This is a genomic window from Rhodanobacter sp. GW835-FHT13D09 (assembly GCF_058793995.1).
Genome location: NZ_JBXAGL010000002.1, coordinates 1 through 17,052, shown reverse-complemented (window position 1 = coordinate 17,052; position 17,052 = coordinate 1). Strand labels below are relative to the sequence as shown.

The following is a 17,052-nucleotide window of genomic DNA, read 5'->3' as shown; positions in this document are numbered from 1 at the left end:
TCTGCGGCCCTGCCGCCGGCTCACTCCCGTTCGTGCCGCCCGCGGTGCGGGTGCGGCCGCTCGATCGGTCGGCCGCCACGCTGGCGGCGCAAACGCGCCTCCAGCGTGGCGGCCTGCTCCTCGCGTTCGTCATGCAGCTTCAGGTAATTGCGCCAGCGCGCCGCGGTCAGCTCGCCATCGTCCAGCGCCGCCTGCACCGCGCAGCCCGGCTCGCTGCCGTGGCCGCAATCGGCGAAGCGGCATTGCTCGGCCAGCAGCTCGATGTCGGCGAACAGATCGAGGTTTTCCTCGCCGGTCAGCTTCAGCTCGCGCATCCCCGGGGTGTCGATCAGGCAACCGCCCGAGGGCAGCTGCAGCAGGGCGCGATGGGTGGTGGTGTGGCGGCCGCGGCTGTCGTGGCTGCGCACCTCGGCGGTGGCCATGCGCGCCGTGCCGAGCAGGGTGTTGGTCAGGGTCGACTTGCCGGCGCCGGAGGAACCCACCAGCACCGCACTGTCGCCCGGCTGCAGGTAGGCCGCCAGCGACGCCACACTGGCCGGGTCCTTGCCGTTCAGCGCATGGATCGGGGTACCCGCGGGCAGCCGCGCGCGCAGGGCCTCGACCTGTGCCGCGGCGTCCTCGCGCACATCCAGCTTGCTCAGCAGCACCACCGGCTGCGCGCCGGAATCCTCGGTCAGCGACAGGTAGCGCTCGATCCGCGCCGGGTTGAAGTCGCCGTCCAGCCCGGTCAGTACCAGCACGTAGTCGATGTTGGTGGCTATCAGCTGCCGTTCGTAGCGCTCGCCGGCGGCCCCCCGCGACAGCACCGTGCGCCGCGGCAGCACGCTGGCGATATGCGGCGGCGTGCCCTCGGCGACCTCGACGAAGTCGCCCACCACCGGCCTCTCGGCCGGGTCGAGGCCACGCTTGAGGAAACGTCCGTCCGGCTGCGCGCCGAACAGGCTCGCGCCGTCGTGCAGCTCGTAGCCGGCGCGATGCTGGGCCACCACCCGGGCCAGGCGCAGGCCGCCGGCCGGCAGGGCCTCGCCGCGCCAGCCGATGCGGCGCAGGCGTTCGATCGTTTCGGCGTCACTCATGGGGAGGGTCGGTCGGCACGGTCCGGTGATTATGCCCTGCCTGAAGATTGCCCGACGATGAACCGGGAACCGGCCCAATTGGTGCTCGCGCTGCACTGCACCACGCTGCTAGCATCAAGCCTCGGGCGGCGCGGCCGCCTGTCGACCTACCTCAAACTTGCAAAGGACACCGGCGTTGGCTCCCATCACCCCCAGTGCGCACCTGGCGGACGTGCGCTACGAAATCCGCGGCGCACTGACCCGGCGCGCGCGCGAGCTGGAGGCCGCCGGCCTCGACATCATCAAGCTCAACATCGGCAACCCCGGCCGCTACGGCTTCGCGGCGCCGGCGCACCTGCGCGAGGCGATCGCCGGCCACCTGCACGACAGCGAGGCCTACGGCCACGAGCAGGGCTTGGAACTGGCCCGCGAGGCCATTGCCGCGCAGCAGCGCGCGCGGGGTGCGCGCGGTGTCGAAGCGGAGCGCATCTTCATCGGCAATGGCGTCAGCGAGCTGATCGACCTCAGCCTGCGCGCCCTGCTGCAGCCCGGCGACGAGGTGCTGCTGCCCAGCCCGGACTACCCGCTGTGGAGCGCCGCCACCATCCTCAACGGCGGCCAGCCGCGCTACTACCGCTGCCTGGCCCGCGACGGCCACCTGCCCGATCCGGACGAGGTCGAGGCGCTGATCAACCCGCGTACCCGCGCGCTGGTGCTGATCAACCCGAACAACCCGACCGGCGCGGTGTACCCGCGCGCGCTGCTGCAGCGGCTGGTGGACATCGCGGCGCGGCACCGGCTGCTGCTGCTGTCCGACGAGATCTACGACGAGATCCTGTACGACGGCGCCAGCTTCCAGCCACTGGCCGAGGTGGCTGGCGAGGTGCCCTGCCTCAGCTTCGGCGGCCTGTCCAAGGTGCACCGCGCCTGCGGTTACCGGGTCGGCTGGGCGAGCCTGTCCGGCAACCCCGCGCACACCGCGGCATACCGCGACGCGTTGCAGCTGCTCGCTGCGCTGCGCCTGTGCGCGAACGTCACCGCGCAGTGGGCGGTGCTGCCGGCGCTGCAGGACGCGCCCACGATCGGCGCCCTTACCGCGCCCGGCGGCCGCCTGCATGAGGCGCGCCGCCTGGTGCTGGAAGGCGTGGCCGCCAGCGACTACCTGGAACTGGCGGCGCCGCAGGGCGCGCTGTACGCGTTCCCGCAGGTACGTGCCGACCGCATCGCCCACTTCGACGACGAGGCCTTCGCGCTGCGCCTGCTGGAGGAAGAGTCGGTGCTGGTGGTGCCGGGCAGCAGCTTCAACGTGCCGTGCAGCCGCCACTTCCGGCTCACCCTGCTGCCGCCGCCGGCGCAGCTGCGCGAAGTGTTCTTGCGCACCGAGCGGGTGCTGGCACGGATGGCGCGCGAGCAGTTGCAGTCGGCCGCAGTCGCCTGATCCCGTGATGCCGGCCACCCTGCCGCGCTTTCTCGCCCTCGGCGACTCGTACACCATCGGCGAGGCGGTGGCCGCGCAGGAAAACTGGCCGTCTACGCTGGCGCGGCGCCTGCACCTGGCCGACATTCCGCTCGACGAGCCGCAGATCGTCGCAGTCACCGGCTGGACCACCGACGAACTGGCGCAAGGCATGGACGCGGCCGCACTGACGCCGCCGTACGACCTGGTGACGCTGCAGATCGGCGTCAACAACGAGTATCGCGGACGCCCGGCCGGGAATTACCGCGACGAGTTCGCCGGCCTGCTGGCGCGCGCGGTCGGGCTGGCCGGCGAGCGCGCCGGCCGCGTGGCGGTGGTGTCGATCCCGGACTGGGGCGTCACCCGCTTCGCCCGCGACCAGGGCCGGGACCCGGCACGCATCGGCGCCGAACTGGACGCCTACAATGCGCTCGCCCGCGCCGAAGCCGAACGCGCCGGCGCCCGTTTCGTCGACATCACCGGCATCTCGCGCCGGCATCCCGCGCTGCTCGCCGCCGATGGCCTGCATCCCTCCGCGGCGCAATACGCCTTGTGGGCGCAGGCGATCGAGCCGGCCGCGCGCGCCGCCCTTCGTTCCTGACCGCAACCGCGCTGCAACCTGTCCGCCATCGCACGGTGACGTGGCGATCGCACACTGGCGCCCCGGGCCACCACCGGGGATCGTGCCATGACCAGCTTCCATTGCCGCAGCGCCTTCATCTCCGACGTGCATCTGGGCACGCCGGACTGCAAGGCCGCCTACCTGCTCGACTTCCTGCGCCGGCTGCGTTGCGAAAAACTTTATCTGGTCGGCGACATCGTCGACCTGGAATCGCTGTCCCGGCGCCACTGGTGGCATGCCGAGCACAGCGCGGTGATCGCGGAAGTGCTGGCGCTGGCGCGCCGCGGGGTCGAGGTGGTCTATATCCCCGGCAACCACGACGCACCCATGCGCAACCTGCACGGGCAGAACTTCGCCGGCGTGCGGATCGAGCTGGACGCCGTGCACGTGGGCGCCGACGGCCGCCGCTACCGGGTCAGCCATGGCGACGAATTCGACCCGGAGCGGATCGGCCGTCGCTGGATGCTGCTGCTCGGCGAGGCGATGCATCGCCTGATCTGCTGGAGCAACCGCCGGCTGCACGCATTGCGGCGGCGGCTGGAACTGCCGTACCTGCCGCTGTCGATCATCGTCAAATCGCACGTGGGCAAGGCGCTGGCGTATATCCGTGCCTACGAGCAGCGCGTCGCCGACGACGCGCAGCGGCGCGGCTTCGACGGCCACATCTGCGGGCACATCCACTTCGGCCACGTGCGCGAGCTGGGCGGCGTGCTCTACCTCAACGACGGCGACTGGGTCGAGCACTGCACCGTACTGGTCGAGGACCACACCGGCGCGATGGAGCTGATCCACTGGAGCGAGCAGTCCACCGCGCTGGGCCGTGCCAGCCGCGAGCGGGTGTGGCCCTCGCCCGCCGCGGTGCTGGCGCTGGCGCCACTGGGTGCGGCGCGGCGCGGCGATCCGGACCCGGGTGAACTGCCTCGCGCCGCCTGAACGGGCGGCCTTGAAGGCCGGCGGGAGCCCCGCATATCGGGGCGGCGTATCATAGCCGTCTTACCTGCCGGAGTTATCCCCATGTCCCTCGACAGCGCCACCCGCGAACGTATCGAAACCTTGCTCAAGGACCACCGCGTGGTGCTGTTCATGAAGGGCAACCGCCAGCAGCCGATGTGCGGCTTCTCGGCGGCGGCCACCAATACGCTGAACGAGCTGCTCCCCGAGTACCACACGGTCAACGTGCTGGACGATCCGGAAATCCGCGAAGGCATCAAGGCCTACGGCGACTGGCCCACCATCCCGCAGCTGTACGTGGAGGGCGAACTGGTCGGCGGCGCCGACATCATCCGCCAGATGTACGGCAGCGGCGAGCTGCACCAGCTGTTCGGCCTCGCCGCGCCGGACCGCACCGCGCCGGAAATCACCATCACCGATGCCGCCGCCGAGGCGATCCGCCAGGGTACCGCGAACGCGCAGGGCGTGGCGCTGCACCTGGAGATCGGCCCCGAGCACAGCGCCGGCTTCCAGCTGGCACCGGCCGGCGAGCACGACATCGTGGCGCACGCCAACGGGCTGGAGATCCATTTCGACCCGGCGAGTGCCCAGCGTGCGAAGGGCATCGTGATCGACTGGGTATCCACCGTGCAGGGCGAGGGCCTGAGCCTGAAGTTCCCCGGCGCGCAGGAGATCAAGCCGCTCAGCGTGCAGCAGCTGAAGGACCGCCTCGCCGCCAACGACCTCGTGCTGATCGACGTGCGCCCCGCCGGCGACCGCGCCATGGCCGCGCCGCTGGCGCAGGCGCGGGTGCTGGAGGAAGAAGGCTACGAGGCCCTCGCCAGCCTGCCGAAGGAGACCGCGCTGGCCTTCATCTGCCACCACGGCATGTCCAGCCGCGCCATGGCCGAGCGCTTCGCCGCGCACGGCTTCGGCAACGTGTACAACGTCGAGGGCGGCATGGACGCGTGGGCGCGCGAGGTGGACCCGAGCGTGCCGCGTTACTGACCATCCGGTTGCCCTGACCCGAAAAGCGCCCCCTGCGGGCGCTTTTTTTCCTGCCCTCCGGAATAAGGCATCGCCACCGCAACAGCGCGTCGGCGGGGTTATCGGAGCCTATAATCGAGGCGGACCCAGCCGCCCGACCAGTGAATCCAGCGATGAGCAACGAGCCACCCGATAGTCCGCTCGCCCACCGTGATCGGGCGCGCTTCCGACTGCAGAATGGCGATGCGGCCCTGGCCGAACAGGACTACGCGCAGTTGCTCGAGGCGGCACCCGGCGACAGCGAGGCCCTGCAATTCCTGGCCGGTCGCCATCTGGCCCGCGGCGAGGCGGACCAGGCCATCGCGCTGCTGGACACGGCCGCACGCGCGCAGCCGGACGATCCGGCCATCCAGCATCAACTGGGGGCCGCACGGATGGCCGGCGGGGACCCCGGCGGGGCGGCCGCCAGCTTGCGCCGCTGCCTGGCGCTTGCACCGGACACCTTCGTGGCGCGCTTGCGTCTGGCGACGGTGCTCGAGCAAGGGGGACAAACCCACGATGCGCTGGTCGCCTACTTCAACGCGATCCAGATCGCCCAGTCCAGGGGGCGCTGGCTCAACGATGCGACGACGGCTCCGGCGCTGCGCGAGACGGTCAGGCACGCCATGGAGTACGTCGACGCGGGGCGGCACCGGCTGTTCGACGAAGTGCTGGAACCGTTGCGGCAGCGCTATGGCCGCGCCGAGTTGCAGCGCGTCGAACAGAGTCTCGCGATCTATCTGGACGAGCGGCCGGCGAACCTGCCGGATCCGCGGCAGCGGCCCAAATTCCTCTATTTCCCGGGAGTGCCGAGCCAGCCGTTCTATCCGCGCGAGCGCTTCCCCTGGCATGCGGAACTGGAAGCCCACGCCGCACTGATCCGCAACGAGCTGCACAGCGTCCTGACGCAGGCACAGGGGATCGAGCCGTTCCTCGGCAAGTTCGACACGGCGCAGCATGCCGATGCCTTCCTGCGCGCCTCCGGCAACCAGGCAGCCGCCTGGGATGCCTACTTCTTCTACCGCCACGGCGACCGCTACGACGCCCAATGCGCGCGCTGCCCGCAGACCGCCGCCTTGCTCGACTCGCTGCCGCTGGTGCGAATCCGCGAACACGCGCCCGAAACACTGTTCTCGGTACTGCGGCCCGGCACGCATATCCTCCCGCACCACGGTGTGACCAATACCCGCCTGGTGACGCATCTGCCGCTGATCGTGCCGCCCGACTGCGCGCTGCGCGTCGGCGGGGAAACCCATGTGTGGCAGCAGGACCGCTGCGTGACCTTCGACGACACCTTCGAGCACGAGGCATGGAACCGCAGCGGCGAGACGCGGGTGGTGCTGATCCTCGACAGCTGGAACCCGGACCTCAGCGAGGCCGAGCGCGCGGCGGTGACCGATCTGGTCGAGGCGATCGGCGACTTCAACCAGGCCAGCGGCGTGCACGCCACGTCGAAACAATGACGACCGTGCCGGGCGCGCGCTTCACGCGTCGCGCGCGGCGAACTTGTCGATCAGCTCCGGCACGAACGGCGCGTAGTCCCGCCAGCGGCCGGCCGAGCGGTGGTAGATCGGCTGCCGCGCCTGCCACATGCTCGCGCTGCTGATCGCCGCGGCAGCGGCCGTTGCATCGCCGGTTTCTCCCGTATCCGGCAGGCCGATGAAGCGGTCGATTCCGGCCAGGGTGGCTTCCGGCTCGCCGACCATCCGCTCGTAATCGACGATGTGGATCGGCAGCGCCAGCGTGCCCTGCCAATGCGCCATCAACCGTTCGCAACCGGCGACGTAACCCGCGATGTCGTCGAAATCGTAGGCGTAGTCATTGTCGCTGTGCGCAAACAGCTGGCTCCAGATCGACAGCGCGTTGTCGCGCCGGTCACGACGGCAATAGATCACCCGCGCCTGCGGAAACAGCATCGCGAGCTGGTCGAGGTAGCGAAAGTTGAGTGGATGCTTGTCGACGTACCAGTGCGCCGGCGCATCGTCCTGGCACAGGTGGGCCAGGTAGATCTGGCGGGCGTGCTCCAGCGCAGCCGGATCCCGCGTCAGTCCCTGCTGGATCAGCCGCTGCGCGAGATGGGCGATGAACGGCAGCTCGCCGCGATTGCGCACCCCGGGCCGGCGGCCAAGCCGATCGGCGACCAGGGTGGTGCCACTGCGCACCATGCCGACGATGAACACCGGCACGCAGCCCGCCGTGGTGGCCATCGCCGTGGGCACCGGCGGCGCCGCGAGCTGCGACTCGACGAAGCGCTGCCACGCGGTGCGCGACCAGGACACCCCTCCTTTTACCAGCGCGTTCGCCTCGCGCAACGCCTGCGCGGCGCGCGCGTAATCGGCGACATCGTCGCAGGCCTTGCCGAGCGCGAACAGGATCGAGGCACGCGCGCGCGGCGTGAGTGCCGGAAGGCGCAGCTGCGACTCGAACAGCGCGAAGTCCGGATGATCCGCATCGGCATAGCGCTGCGTGTTCGACAGTGCCTGCAGGGCAAACCATTCGTTGAGGTTCACGCCGGCGCCCAGCGCCGCCAGGTAATGCGTACGCGCCTTGTCGAAGTGCCCGAGCTCGTGTTCGACGCTGCCGGCCAGCATGTGCAGCGGGGGGCTGGCCACGCCCGACGCGAGCTGCAGTTCGCACAGCTCGGCCGCTTCGGCATGCCGGCCGCACTGCTTGATGAACTGCACGCAATCGAAGACGACCGCCGGCGCGCCAACATGCTGCCGGCCCAGCGCGAGCATCACCGTGCTGGCCGCATCGAGCCGCCCCTGCTCGCGCAGCTGGTGAGCCAGCCGGCGGGCCTGCCCGGGATCGGCAGGAACATCCACGGCCTGCCCGTAAGGGGTACGTTCCTTCATCGCTCAGCGCAGACCATCGCCGCCGCGAATCGACGCCAGCTGCACCGATTGCGGGAACAGCAGGTAGGTCGACAGGATGTACTTGTCGCCCGACAGCGGCGGCCGGCCGGCATGCTGGTACATCCAGTACGGCGGAAACATCAGCAGTCTGCCGGTGCGGGCCTGGACCTTCACGCCGAGGTCGCAGAATTCCGTCTCGCCACCTTCATCCACGTCATTGAGGTACCAGAGGAACACCAGGTAACGGTTGGCGACGTCGCCGATGGAATCAAAGTGCGGCTGGAACGCCTCGCCGCTGCCTGCCACGTAGCGCTTGATGCGCAAGGGCGACAGCAGGGTCGATGTCGGCACCGGAATGGTCAGGCCCAGGCGCCGGTTGTACCGGTCGAGGTATTCGTCGATCTTGCCGTAGAAGAAGCCCTTGAACGCATCGTCCGCCAGCGGCGTGATGTCCAGCTCGGTCCACGAACTGTCCTCCAGGCCTTTGCGCCAGCCCCTGCCGCGCACCACATGCCGCCCGGTCATCTGCCGGAACGAGGCGACCATCTGCTCGCAGAATGCGCTCGGCAGCGACTCGTCGAAGACCTGCACATAGCTGCGCACGTCGGTCAGAGACAGTGACTCCACTTCAGCCGGCATAGCCCCAATGCTCCATGACATTTTTCAGGATGGGCAGCAGCGGGGCAAAGGCATCTTCGTAGCGCCGCCAGCGATTCACCGCACGCTTGTTCGGCGGTTGCGTGACCTGCGAATAGCTGGGCGTGCTGATGAAACCCTTTTGCTGCGCATGCTGGTGGAAATTTCTCAACGGAGCGGCATCGTCGACACCGATGAAGGCGCCGATGCGCTCCACTTCAGCATCGAAGTTGTCGAGCAGGTCCTCGTAGCGCAAGTGCAGCACCCGCGGCTGGAACAGCTTTTCGTGATGGATCCAGAACTGCATGCCATTGACGTAGCCGCGGGCAAGCCGGTCCAGCGACGAGCACATCACCTGGAAACCGGGCGAGCGGAAGTTCTGCATGTAGCAGCTGAGGATCACGTCGCACGGGTGCCGCAGCGCGAGGATGATCGGCGCCTCCGGAAACAGTCGATAGATCAGTGGCAGGTGCAGCAGGTTCAACGGATTCTTGTCGACCAGGCGCTGGCCCGGGGCGAGCGTGACGGCGCGCCCGGCCTGATCCCGGTAGTGCTGCCGCAGGGCCTCGCATTGCCCGGCGTCGAGCTGGCCCAGCGCCTCCGGGTACCGCAACCCGGCTCGCTGCACCTGCTCGGCCACACCCTGCATGAACGGGCGCTCGTCCATCGACGCCAACGCCGGATGTGCATCCAGCATCTGCTCGAGCATGGTGGTGCCGGAGCGCGGGAAGCCGACCACGAAGATCGGCGAAGGGGTTGCCCCGGCGGGTGGCGGCGTCCAGCCGGCAGCCTCGGCCGCGGTCAGCCGGATCAGCGCCGGCGACAGCGGCTGCACGCCCGGCTCGAGCAGCTCCGGAACCAGCTGTGCCGCAGACTCGAGTTGCGTCTCGTGAGCCAGCGCCAGGGCATCCATCGTCGCGCGCGTATCGCCGATCCTGTCGCAGGCCTTGGCCAGCGCGAAGTACAGGTTGCTGCGATGCCGGCGCTCGGCCGTCCGCGCAATCAGCTGTTCAAGCAACGTGCGCGCAGCCGCCGGATCCTGTCCGCGCTGGGCCATCACACCCATCGCGCTGACCACTTCATAGCGGTCGTTCTCGTCCGGCAGCTGCTGCGGATCGGGCAGGCGCGCGAGCAGCTCGCGCGCCTCGTCCAGGCGATTGACGCGCTCATACAGGTGAATCAACCGGGCCTGCGTTCGCGGCCGCTCGCCCGAGATATCCAGTGCCTCGCCAAGCAGCCGCTCGGCGTCGGCGGTGCGCCCCTGCTGGGCGAGCACCCATGCCAGGTCGACGCGCAGATCCTCGTCCAGCGGCGGCCAGCTCCGCCAGTCCGCAAGCAGTTGTTCCACGGCCACGCTGTCGCCGCACTCGTAGCATGCCATCACTGCATAGATGCGCACGGTAAGGTCGCCGGGCTGCCGCCGGGCCGCCTCCACCAGCAGGTCACGGGCCTTCACGTACTCCCCGCGCTCCATGTAGAGCAGGCCAAGATTGCTTTGATTGATACTGTCGTCCGGCGCCAATCGCAAGGCGACCAGGTACGCCTGTTCGGCCTCCGGGAGGCGGCCGATCCCACGCAACACCGTGGCCAGATTGCACCAATGCTCGTCCTGGTCCGGATGCAGCCGGGTCAACCGTTCGTAGATGGCTACCGCGCCCACATGACGTTGCTGCAACTGCAGGGCGATAGCCAGCAACGCCAGCACCGCCTCATCGTCCGGATGCGTTGCGAGCCATAGCTGGCACAGACGCTCCGCGTCCGCCGCAGCGCCCTGTTGCAACGCCGTCGTGATGTCTTCGATGCTGGTTTGTGCCATGACCTAGCCGGTAATGCCCAAGAAAAAACCGCGCGGCTCGCGCCGCGCGGTTTCATTCTAGCGAAGTGCTGTCGACCTAGATCAGAACTTCACCGTCACGCGACCAAAGAAGTAACGGCCGATGGTGTCGTACGTGTTGACGTCCGTGTTCGCGTTCAGCACGTTGTTCTGATAGAACAGCGGCGGCTGCTTGTCGAACACGTTGTCAACACCAAAGTCGAGGCGGGTGTTGTACTGCGGGATCTTGAAGCCCATCGACAGGTTGTTGTAGATCACCGTGGGAATGCGGCGAACCACGTTCGGGATGGACGCATCCGCACTGAAGGCCTCGGTCATGTTGCGCGAGCCGACGTTCAGGGCACCGATATAGCGCATGCTCCACATGATGTTCCACGGACCCATGGCCCAGTTCAGCGAACCCAGACCGCGCCAGCGGGTGTAGTTGCCGTAGCTGTTGTTGTACAGGCCAGCCAGATGGTTGATCACGTCGCCCGTCTGACCCGGCGCGGTGTCGTTGTTGTAACGGGCCAGGTAGGTCGTGTCGAGCGCAAGGGCGAAATCACCGATATTGGTGCCAGCCACGTCGAAGTGCGGAATCCTGTACTTGGCGCTGAAGTCGACACCCTTGGTGTTCAGCGTGCCCAGGTTCACCGTCGGCTGGTTGATGAAGTTGACCTGGCCATCGCTGAAGCGGTGGATGAAGCCGCAGAACGGGCTGCTGTTGTTGGCATAGCAGATCGTGGCGCTGTTCTGCACGCCCAGCGTGGTAATCGTGTCGTTCAGGTTGACACGCCACAGGTCGGCGCTCACCGACAGGCCCGGAATGAAGTGCGGGTCGTAGACGATGCCGAAGTCATACGACTTGCCGTATTCCGGCTTCAGCTGATAGCCCGCGGCCACCGAACCGGAGGACACGCCGGTCGTCTGGCTCAGGCCGGAACCCTTGAACGAGCCGTCCGTCGGCACGTTGGCGCAGGCATTCGGATGGCCACCGGTGTAACCGATGCAGGGATCCTGGAACTGCGGCGCCGAACCTGCTGCACCTGCGTACAGGTCGTTGATGGTCGGTGCACGGAAAACGCCCTGCACCGTACCGCGCAGCAGCACGTCGTCGATCGGCCGCCATTCGATGCCGTATTTTTCGACCGTCTTGCTGCCTGCCGACGAGTAGTTGGAATAGCGCGCACCTACGGTCACGTTCAGCGACTTGGCGAACGGCTGGTCGGCCAGTACCGGCACCAGTGCCTCGAAGTAGGCTTCCTTGTCGTTGAAGCTGCCGCTCAGCGGAGTCGAGCAGGCTTCCTGCGAAATGAAGCAGGTGCCGCCCGCGCCGCTGGTCCGGGCGATGTAGTCGACCTGGTAGTTCTGGTACTCCTTGTCATAGGAGGCGCCCACCGCCAGGGACACTGCGCCCGCCGGCAGGTTGAACAGCTCGCCGCTGGCATTGACTTCCGCGCGACGCGAGGTGGTCAGCGTGTTGTAGTACGGGTTGGCCGCGAAGTTCTTCAGCGTGGCGATCGTCTGCGGATCGTTGACGTTGAAGAGGTTCAGCGGGGTGCAGCCCGACACCGGTGCCGTGGGGGTGCCGCAGGTCACGGTGCCCGTGGCCGGATCCAGGAAGGATGGACCCAGCGCCTGGCGCATGCCGGCGTAGTACACGTAACCCTGGCTGTGCTGCAACTGGCTGACATGGCCGTAGTTGAGGTTGGCGTCCCACTGCCAGGTGGTATCCGCGCCGAAGCTGCCCTTCAGGCCGGCATTCACCTGGTTGGTCTCGGTGGCATAGTTGCCCATGCGCTGGCCGAGCGTGGTGAAGCGCGAGCGGAAGCCCTTGCCCAGCGTGGTGCCATCGGTACCGAAGTTGATGGCCCTTGGCCCCAGCACTCGCGTGCCCCACGGGTTGTAGTAGTTGTCCTTCGAAACCAGCACGCCGTCGCCGAGTGCGTCGAACGGCAGCGGCGCGATCGCGAAATGCGAGGTCGTCTTGTTGTAGAAGAAGTCCAGGTGGGCCTGGATGTTGTCGGTGAGCTGGTAGTTCGCCAACGCGAACGCGTTGGTGCGCTCCTGCGGAGTCTGGACCAGGTTCAGCGCCTGGTAGTTGTACGCATCCGTCTTGGAGTTGTACTTGCGGTAATCACTGCGTGAGGTCACGCCCATCACACCCTTGTTCAGGGTGACGGTGCCATCCAGAGCAGCTCCCGTTCTCAGCTGGCCCTGCGGGGTACGGCTCGAGCCGGCGTTGAACACGGAGCCCGACGACAGGTAGGTGGCGAACTTCGAGAAGTCGCGATCGGCCGAGGAAATCTGGTCGAACTTGTTGTACTCGAGGCCGGCGGTGATATTGCCCTTGTCCGAGGCGGTGCCGAAGATGGCCGAGAAGCCACGGCGGGCGCCGTCATTGCGGTCCGACTCGCCGTAGTTGGCGCTGATCTCCGCACCCTGGAAGTTCTGGCGCAGGATGAAGTTGACCACGCCGCCGATCGCGTCCGAACCGTAGGTCGCCGAAGCGCCGTCCTTCAGGATTTCCACGCGCTCGACCATGCTGGCCGGGATGGCATTGATGTCGTTGCGCGCAATGCGGTGACCGTTCACCAGGATCAGCGTGCGCTGGGAACCCAGGCCGCGCAGCGAGACGGTCGACGCGCCGTCACCGCCACCGTTGTTCACCTGCGGGTTGGTCGCTGCACCGGCCACGGCCGGGATCGACTGCAGCAGATCGCCCATGGTCAGCTTGCCGCTGCTCTCGATCTGCGCGCGGTCGATGATGTGCACCGGGTTGGCGGTTTCCAGATCGACGCGACGGATGCGCGAGCCGGTGACCACCACCGTCTGCAGCGTCTGCGCCTTTTTCTGGCTGGGCTGGTTGGCCGTGTCCTGCGTCTGCGTGCCCGCATCCTGCGCGAAAGCGGTGGTGGATACGCCCACCGCGATGACAGCACCCAGCGAAAGACCGAGACGGACCGCCGAAGAAAGTTTCTTGACCCCAAGTTTCATGAAAGCACCCTCCGAGTAATTATTTAATGCGTCGGTAAAACTCAATTCCCACAAAGCGATTGCGAGTCGACGTGGCCTTGGCTCTCGATTCCTGGTGAGTGCCGAACCATGGGAACTCCCGATCCGGGCCGATACTAACAGGGAAATAACACAGCGAGAACACGACAACCCCGCCATGACCAGCACCGCTGAAGACACCGGAAATGCGCTACGGCTGGCTCGTCGACCCCTCAGCCCGCTCCATGTGTGATCCGTCTTTATTACGCTTCATTTACGCATTGTCAACAAATTTTCCATGGCGAGAACTTGCGGATCAATCCGCGTCTGTTCGAAAATAGTTGCGGTTGCTACCATGGATACCGCACGCCAGTGACCCTCGGCGCCAGCAATAACTTGCGATCTGGCGCGGGATCGACTCCCGCAGTCGACGGCCCACCTCCAGGCTGCCGTCGCACGGTCTATTCGTTCTCCCCGTCCGCCTCGAAGCGCAGGTGCTTCACGCTGCGGCCGTTACGGCGCACCAATTTGAGTGCCTCGATGCCGATGCGGATGTGCGCCTCGACGAATGCCGAGGTGATCCGGCGGTCGCTGGCCTCGGTCTTCACGCCTTCCGGGATCATCGGCTGGTCGGAAACCAGCAGCAGCGCGCCGCACGGGATGCGGTTGGCGAAGCCGGCGGCGAAGATGGTCGCGGTTTCCATGTCCACCGCCATGCAGCGGGTACGCCGCAGGTAGTCCTTGAACGTGTCGTCGTGTTCCCACACGCGCCGGTTGGTGGTGTACACCGTGCCGGTCCAGTAGTCGTGGCCGAGGTCGCGGATCATGGTGGAGACCGCGCGCTGCAGCTGGAACGCCGGCAACGCCGGCACCTCCGGCAGCAGGTAGTCGTTGCTGGTGCCCTCGCCGCGGATCGCCGCGATCGGCAGCACCAGGTCGCCGAGCTGGTTCTTCTTCTTGACCCCGCCGCACTTGCCGAGGAACAGCGCGGCCTTCGGTCCGATCGCGCTGAGCAGGTCCATCATGGTGGCGGCGTTGGGGCTGCCCATGCCGAAGTTGATCAGGGTGATGCCGTCGGCGGTGGCGCTCGGCATCGGCCGGTCGCGCCCCTGCACCTCCACGCCGTGCCATTGCGCGAACAACTCCACGTAATGGCCGAAGTTGGTCAGCAGGATGTGCTCGCCGAACTGCTCGAGCGGCACGCCGGTGTAGCGCGGCAACCAGTTGGAGACGATTTCCTGTTTGCTTTTCATGGATGCTGCAATACCTGATGGGATGGCCGGCGACGCCACGCCGGCGGAAGGCCGGACACATGCGGCGGTCATTCTAGGGCCGGACCACGCGCGATGCCCTCGGCAGCCCGGCGCCAGCGGCACTTTTTCCTGTGATCGCCGTCATTTGTGACATGTTATGTTGCACTTGCCATTCATGACGGGGGGAAACGTATGCGGATGGGCCTGGCAATCGACGCGGCCTGCGACCTGTCGCAGGCGTTCCTGCAACAGCACCATGTTGCGGTGATGCCGATCTCCGTGCGGGTGGACGGCGAAGTCTTCATGGACGACCGCAAACCGGCCGAGATCCAGCGCTTCATCGACCGCCGCCTGGGCAGCCGCAGCCACTCGGCGGAAACCGAGCCGTGTCCGGTGGAAGAGGTGCAGAAGCTGTTCCTGGAGAAGCTGGTGCTGGAACAGGACTGCGTGTTCTGCCTGACCATCACCGCCACCCGCAGCCCGATCAACGAGCACGTCAACAAGGCCAGTTTCGCGATCCTCAAGAACTACCGGCAGGTGCGCGAGCAGGCCGGCGTGCCCGGCCCGTTCATGATGCGCGTGATCGACACCCGCAATATCTTCGCCGGCGCCGCACCGCTGGTGTACGAGGCGGCGCGGCTGATCGCGGCCGACGAGGCGCCGGGGGTGATCCGCGAGCGGCTCACCCACCTCGCCAACCATACCTACGGCTACATGCTGCCGCGCGACCTCTACTACCTGCGCGCCCGCGCCAAGAAGAAGAACGACCGCAGCGTCGGCCTGGTCAGCGCGATGCTGGGTTCGGCGCTGGACATCAAGCCGATCCTGCGCTGCTTCCGCGGCGAGACCGGCCCGGTCGGCAAGGTACGCGGCTTCGAGCAGGGCGCCGAAGCGCTGTTCGGCTATACCGCACAACGCGTACGCGCCGGCCTGCTGGTGCCGATGGTTTGCGTCAGCTACGGCGGCGACCTCGAGGTGCTGCCGCACCTGCCCGGCTACACCGAACTGCGCGTCGTCTGCGCGGAGCACGGCGTCGAGGTGATGGAGGCGCCGATGAGCATCACCGGCATGGTCAACGTGGGCGAAGGCGCGGTGACGGTCGGCTTCGCCGCCGAGGAGCACGAGGCGGAGTTCTGACTGGCGGCGAGCCGCCCGGCGTTCAGAACCCGTAGTTGAGGAACCCGCCGTCCACCGCCAGCACCTGGCCGGTGATGTAGCTGGCCGCCGGCAGACACAGGAAGGCGATCGCCGCGGCCACTTCCTCCGGCTCGCCGATCCGCTTCAGCGGGGTACGCTCGAGCACCTCGTCCAGGTAGTCGGCATCGGCCAGCGCCGGATCGGTGCGCTGGGTGCGGATGTACCACGGCGCCACCGCGTTGACACGGATGCCGTCCACCGCCCACTCGGCGGCCAGGTTGCGGGTGAGCTGGTGCAGCGCCGCCTTGCTCATGCCGTAGGGCGCGCCGGTGCGCACGTGGGTGACGCCCGACACCGAACCCACGTTGACGATCGCCGCATTCGCATGCTGCACCAGCTGCGGATGCGCCAGCCGGCACATCTCGAAGGCGGAGAACAGGTTCTGCTCGAAGATCGCGCGGTAGTCCTCCTCGCGATAGTCCAGCGTGGCGCCGGGCTGGTTGCCGCCGGCGTTGTTCACCAGCAGCGACACCGGCGCGCCGAGGTCGGCGATCCAGTCGAACACCGCCAGGCGCTCCTCCGCGTCGACCAGGTCGGCACCGAACGCCAGCACCTCGACGTCGGCGAACTCGTCGGCCAGCTCCACCCGCACCTGCTCGAGATAATCCTCGTCGCGCGCCACCAGCAGCAGGTCGGCGCCGCGCCCGGCCAGCTCCCGCGCGGTGGCGTAGCCGATGCCCTTGCTGGCGCCGGTGACCAGGGCGGTGTGGCCGTGCAGTTGCCAGGTGTCGAGGCGGCTGTCCATGCGCGCAGCTTAAAGCGTCGATCACGCCGCGCCTAGGCGGCGCCTTGCCTGCGGCGGGGCATGGCGGGACACTCGGCAGGTCGATACTGCGCGAGAACCGTCATGAAACCGCTGCCGCTCCTGCTCTGTGTCCTTGCCCTCGGCGCCTGCTCCGGCAAGCCGCCGGAACCCCAGGCCAAGCCGGCGACCGCCGACACCGCCACGCCGTTCGACGCGATGAAGAAGGCCGAGCAGCGTGCGAAGGACGTGCAGAAGACGGTCGACCAGCACGCCGAGGAGCAGCGCAAGCAGATCGAGGCGCAAACGCAATAGGCCCCTCGTGCACGACAGCACATCGTAATCGCGTGGACTCGCCCCCGCGCATTCAGGCATCGAGGTGCCAGTGGTGGTGAGCTAGTGGACCGTAACGTTTAAATAGGAAGTATCATGGAGTCCTCGGAGGGCACCATGAACTTAACCGAAACTGAAAT

The 17,052-nt window shown here is 67.4% G+C and carries 14 protein-coding genes; 7 read left to right on the top strand and 7 right to left on the bottom strand.

Features of this window, described 5'->3' with window-relative positions:
- Positions 1 to 20 precede the first annotated feature (20 nt).
- Positions 21 to 1,076, bottom strand: coding sequence for a ribosome small subunit-dependent GTPase A (rsgA, locus tag AC1Q5A_RS02910; RefSeq protein WP_492698151.1), 1,056 nt, complete (start codon positions 1,074 to 1,076; stop codon positions 21 to 23).
- Between the two features lie 175 nt (positions 1,077 to 1,251).
- Between rsgA and AC1Q5A_RS02905 the strand changes: the two genes are divergently transcribed.
- The 5 genes from AC1Q5A_RS02905 to AC1Q5A_RS02885 all read left to right on the top strand — a co-directional run bounded on the left by AC1Q5A_RS02905 (position 1,252) and on the right by AC1Q5A_RS02885 (position 6,552).
- Positions 1,252 to 2,493, top strand: coding sequence for an aminotransferase class I/II-fold pyridoxal phosphate-dependent enzyme (locus AC1Q5A_RS02905; RefSeq protein WP_492698148.1), 1,242 nt, complete (start codon positions 1,252 to 1,254; stop codon positions 2,491 to 2,493).
- Positions 2,494 to 2,500: 7 nt separating this feature from the next.
- Positions 2,501 to 3,112, top strand: coding sequence for a GDSL-type esterase/lipase family protein (locus tag AC1Q5A_RS02900; RefSeq protein ID WP_492698146.1), 612 nt, complete (start codon positions 2,501 to 2,503; stop codon positions 3,110 to 3,112).
- An 87-nt stretch (positions 3,113 to 3,199) separates the two neighbouring features.
- Positions 3,200 to 4,066 carry a UDP-2,3-diacylglucosamine diphosphatase gene (locus AC1Q5A_RS02895; protein WP_492698144.1) on the top strand — a complete coding sequence of 289 codons (867 nt, stop codon included), beginning with the start codon at positions 3,200 to 3,202 and terminating at the stop codon, positions 4,064 to 4,066.
- A gap of 81 nt (positions 4,067 to 4,147) precedes the next feature.
- A complete protein-coding gene (grxD, locus tag AC1Q5A_RS02890; RefSeq protein WP_492698142.1) occupies positions 4,148 to 5,071 on the top strand; it encodes a Grx4 family monothiol glutaredoxin in 924 nt (307 codons plus the stop codon).
- A 152-nt stretch (positions 5,072 to 5,223) separates the two neighbouring features.
- The gene (locus AC1Q5A_RS02885) at positions 5,224 to 6,552 is read left to right on the top strand and encodes an aspartyl/asparaginyl beta-hydroxylase domain-containing protein (protein ID WP_492698140.1); all 1,329 of its coding nucleotides are present in this window, start codon (positions 5,224 to 5,226) and stop codon (positions 6,550 to 6,552) included.
- Between the two features lie 21 nt (positions 6,553 to 6,573).
- Here the strand turns inward: AC1Q5A_RS02885 and AC1Q5A_RS02880 are convergent, their stop codons facing one another.
- The 5 genes from AC1Q5A_RS02880 to AC1Q5A_RS02860 form a co-directional block, all read right to left on the bottom strand.
- The gene (locus AC1Q5A_RS02880) at positions 6,574 to 7,944 is read right to left on the bottom strand and encodes a sulfotransferase family protein (protein WP_492698139.1); all 1,371 of its coding nucleotides are present in this window, start codon (positions 7,942 to 7,944) and stop codon (positions 6,574 to 6,576) included.
- 3 nt (positions 7,945 to 7,947) lie between these two features.
- Complete coding sequence (locus tag AC1Q5A_RS02875) at positions 7,948 to 8,571, bottom strand: 2OG-Fe(II) oxygenase (RefSeq protein WP_492698137.1); 624 nt, start codon at positions 8,569 to 8,571, stop codon at positions 7,948 to 7,950.
- A gap of 1 nt (position 8,572) precedes the next feature.
- The gene (locus tag AC1Q5A_RS02870; protein ID WP_492698134.1) at positions 8,573 to 10,396 is read right to left on the bottom strand and encodes a tetratricopeptide repeat-containing sulfotransferase family protein; all 1,824 of its coding nucleotides are present in this window, start codon (positions 10,394 to 10,396) and stop codon (positions 8,573 to 8,575) included.
- An 81-nt stretch (positions 10,397 to 10,477) separates the two neighbouring features.
- Entirely contained in the window at positions 10,478 to 13,390 is a 2,913-nt protein-coding gene (locus AC1Q5A_RS02865; protein WP_492698132.1) for a TonB-dependent receptor domain-containing protein, read from the bottom strand.
- Between the two features lie 458 nt (positions 13,391 to 13,848).
- On the bottom strand, positions 13,849 to 14,640 hold the full coding sequence (locus AC1Q5A_RS02860) for an AMP nucleosidase (protein WP_492698130.1): 792 nt from the start codon (positions 14,638 to 14,640) through the stop codon (positions 13,849 to 13,851).
- A gap of 192 nt (positions 14,641 to 14,832) precedes the next feature.
- Between AC1Q5A_RS02860 and AC1Q5A_RS02855 the strand changes: the two genes are divergently transcribed.
- Entirely contained in the window at positions 14,833 to 15,777 is a 945-nt protein-coding gene (locus tag AC1Q5A_RS02855) for a DegV family protein (protein ID WP_492698128.1), read from the top strand.
- 22 nt (positions 15,778 to 15,799) lie between these two features.
- Here AC1Q5A_RS02855 and AC1Q5A_RS02850 read toward each other — a convergent pair whose 3' ends face one another.
- Positions 15,800 to 16,582, bottom strand: coding sequence for an SDR family oxidoreductase (locus AC1Q5A_RS02850; protein ID WP_492698124.1), 783 nt, complete (start codon positions 16,580 to 16,582; stop codon positions 15,800 to 15,802).
- A 102-nt stretch (positions 16,583 to 16,684) separates the two neighbouring features.
- Between AC1Q5A_RS02850 and AC1Q5A_RS02845 the strand changes: the two genes are divergently transcribed.
- Positions 16,685 to 16,894 carry a hypothetical protein gene (locus AC1Q5A_RS02845; RefSeq protein ID WP_492698121.1) on the top strand — a complete coding sequence of 70 codons (210 nt, stop codon included), beginning with the start codon at positions 16,685 to 16,687 and terminating at the stop codon, positions 16,892 to 16,894.
- Positions 16,895 to 17,052 lie beyond the last annotated feature (158 nt).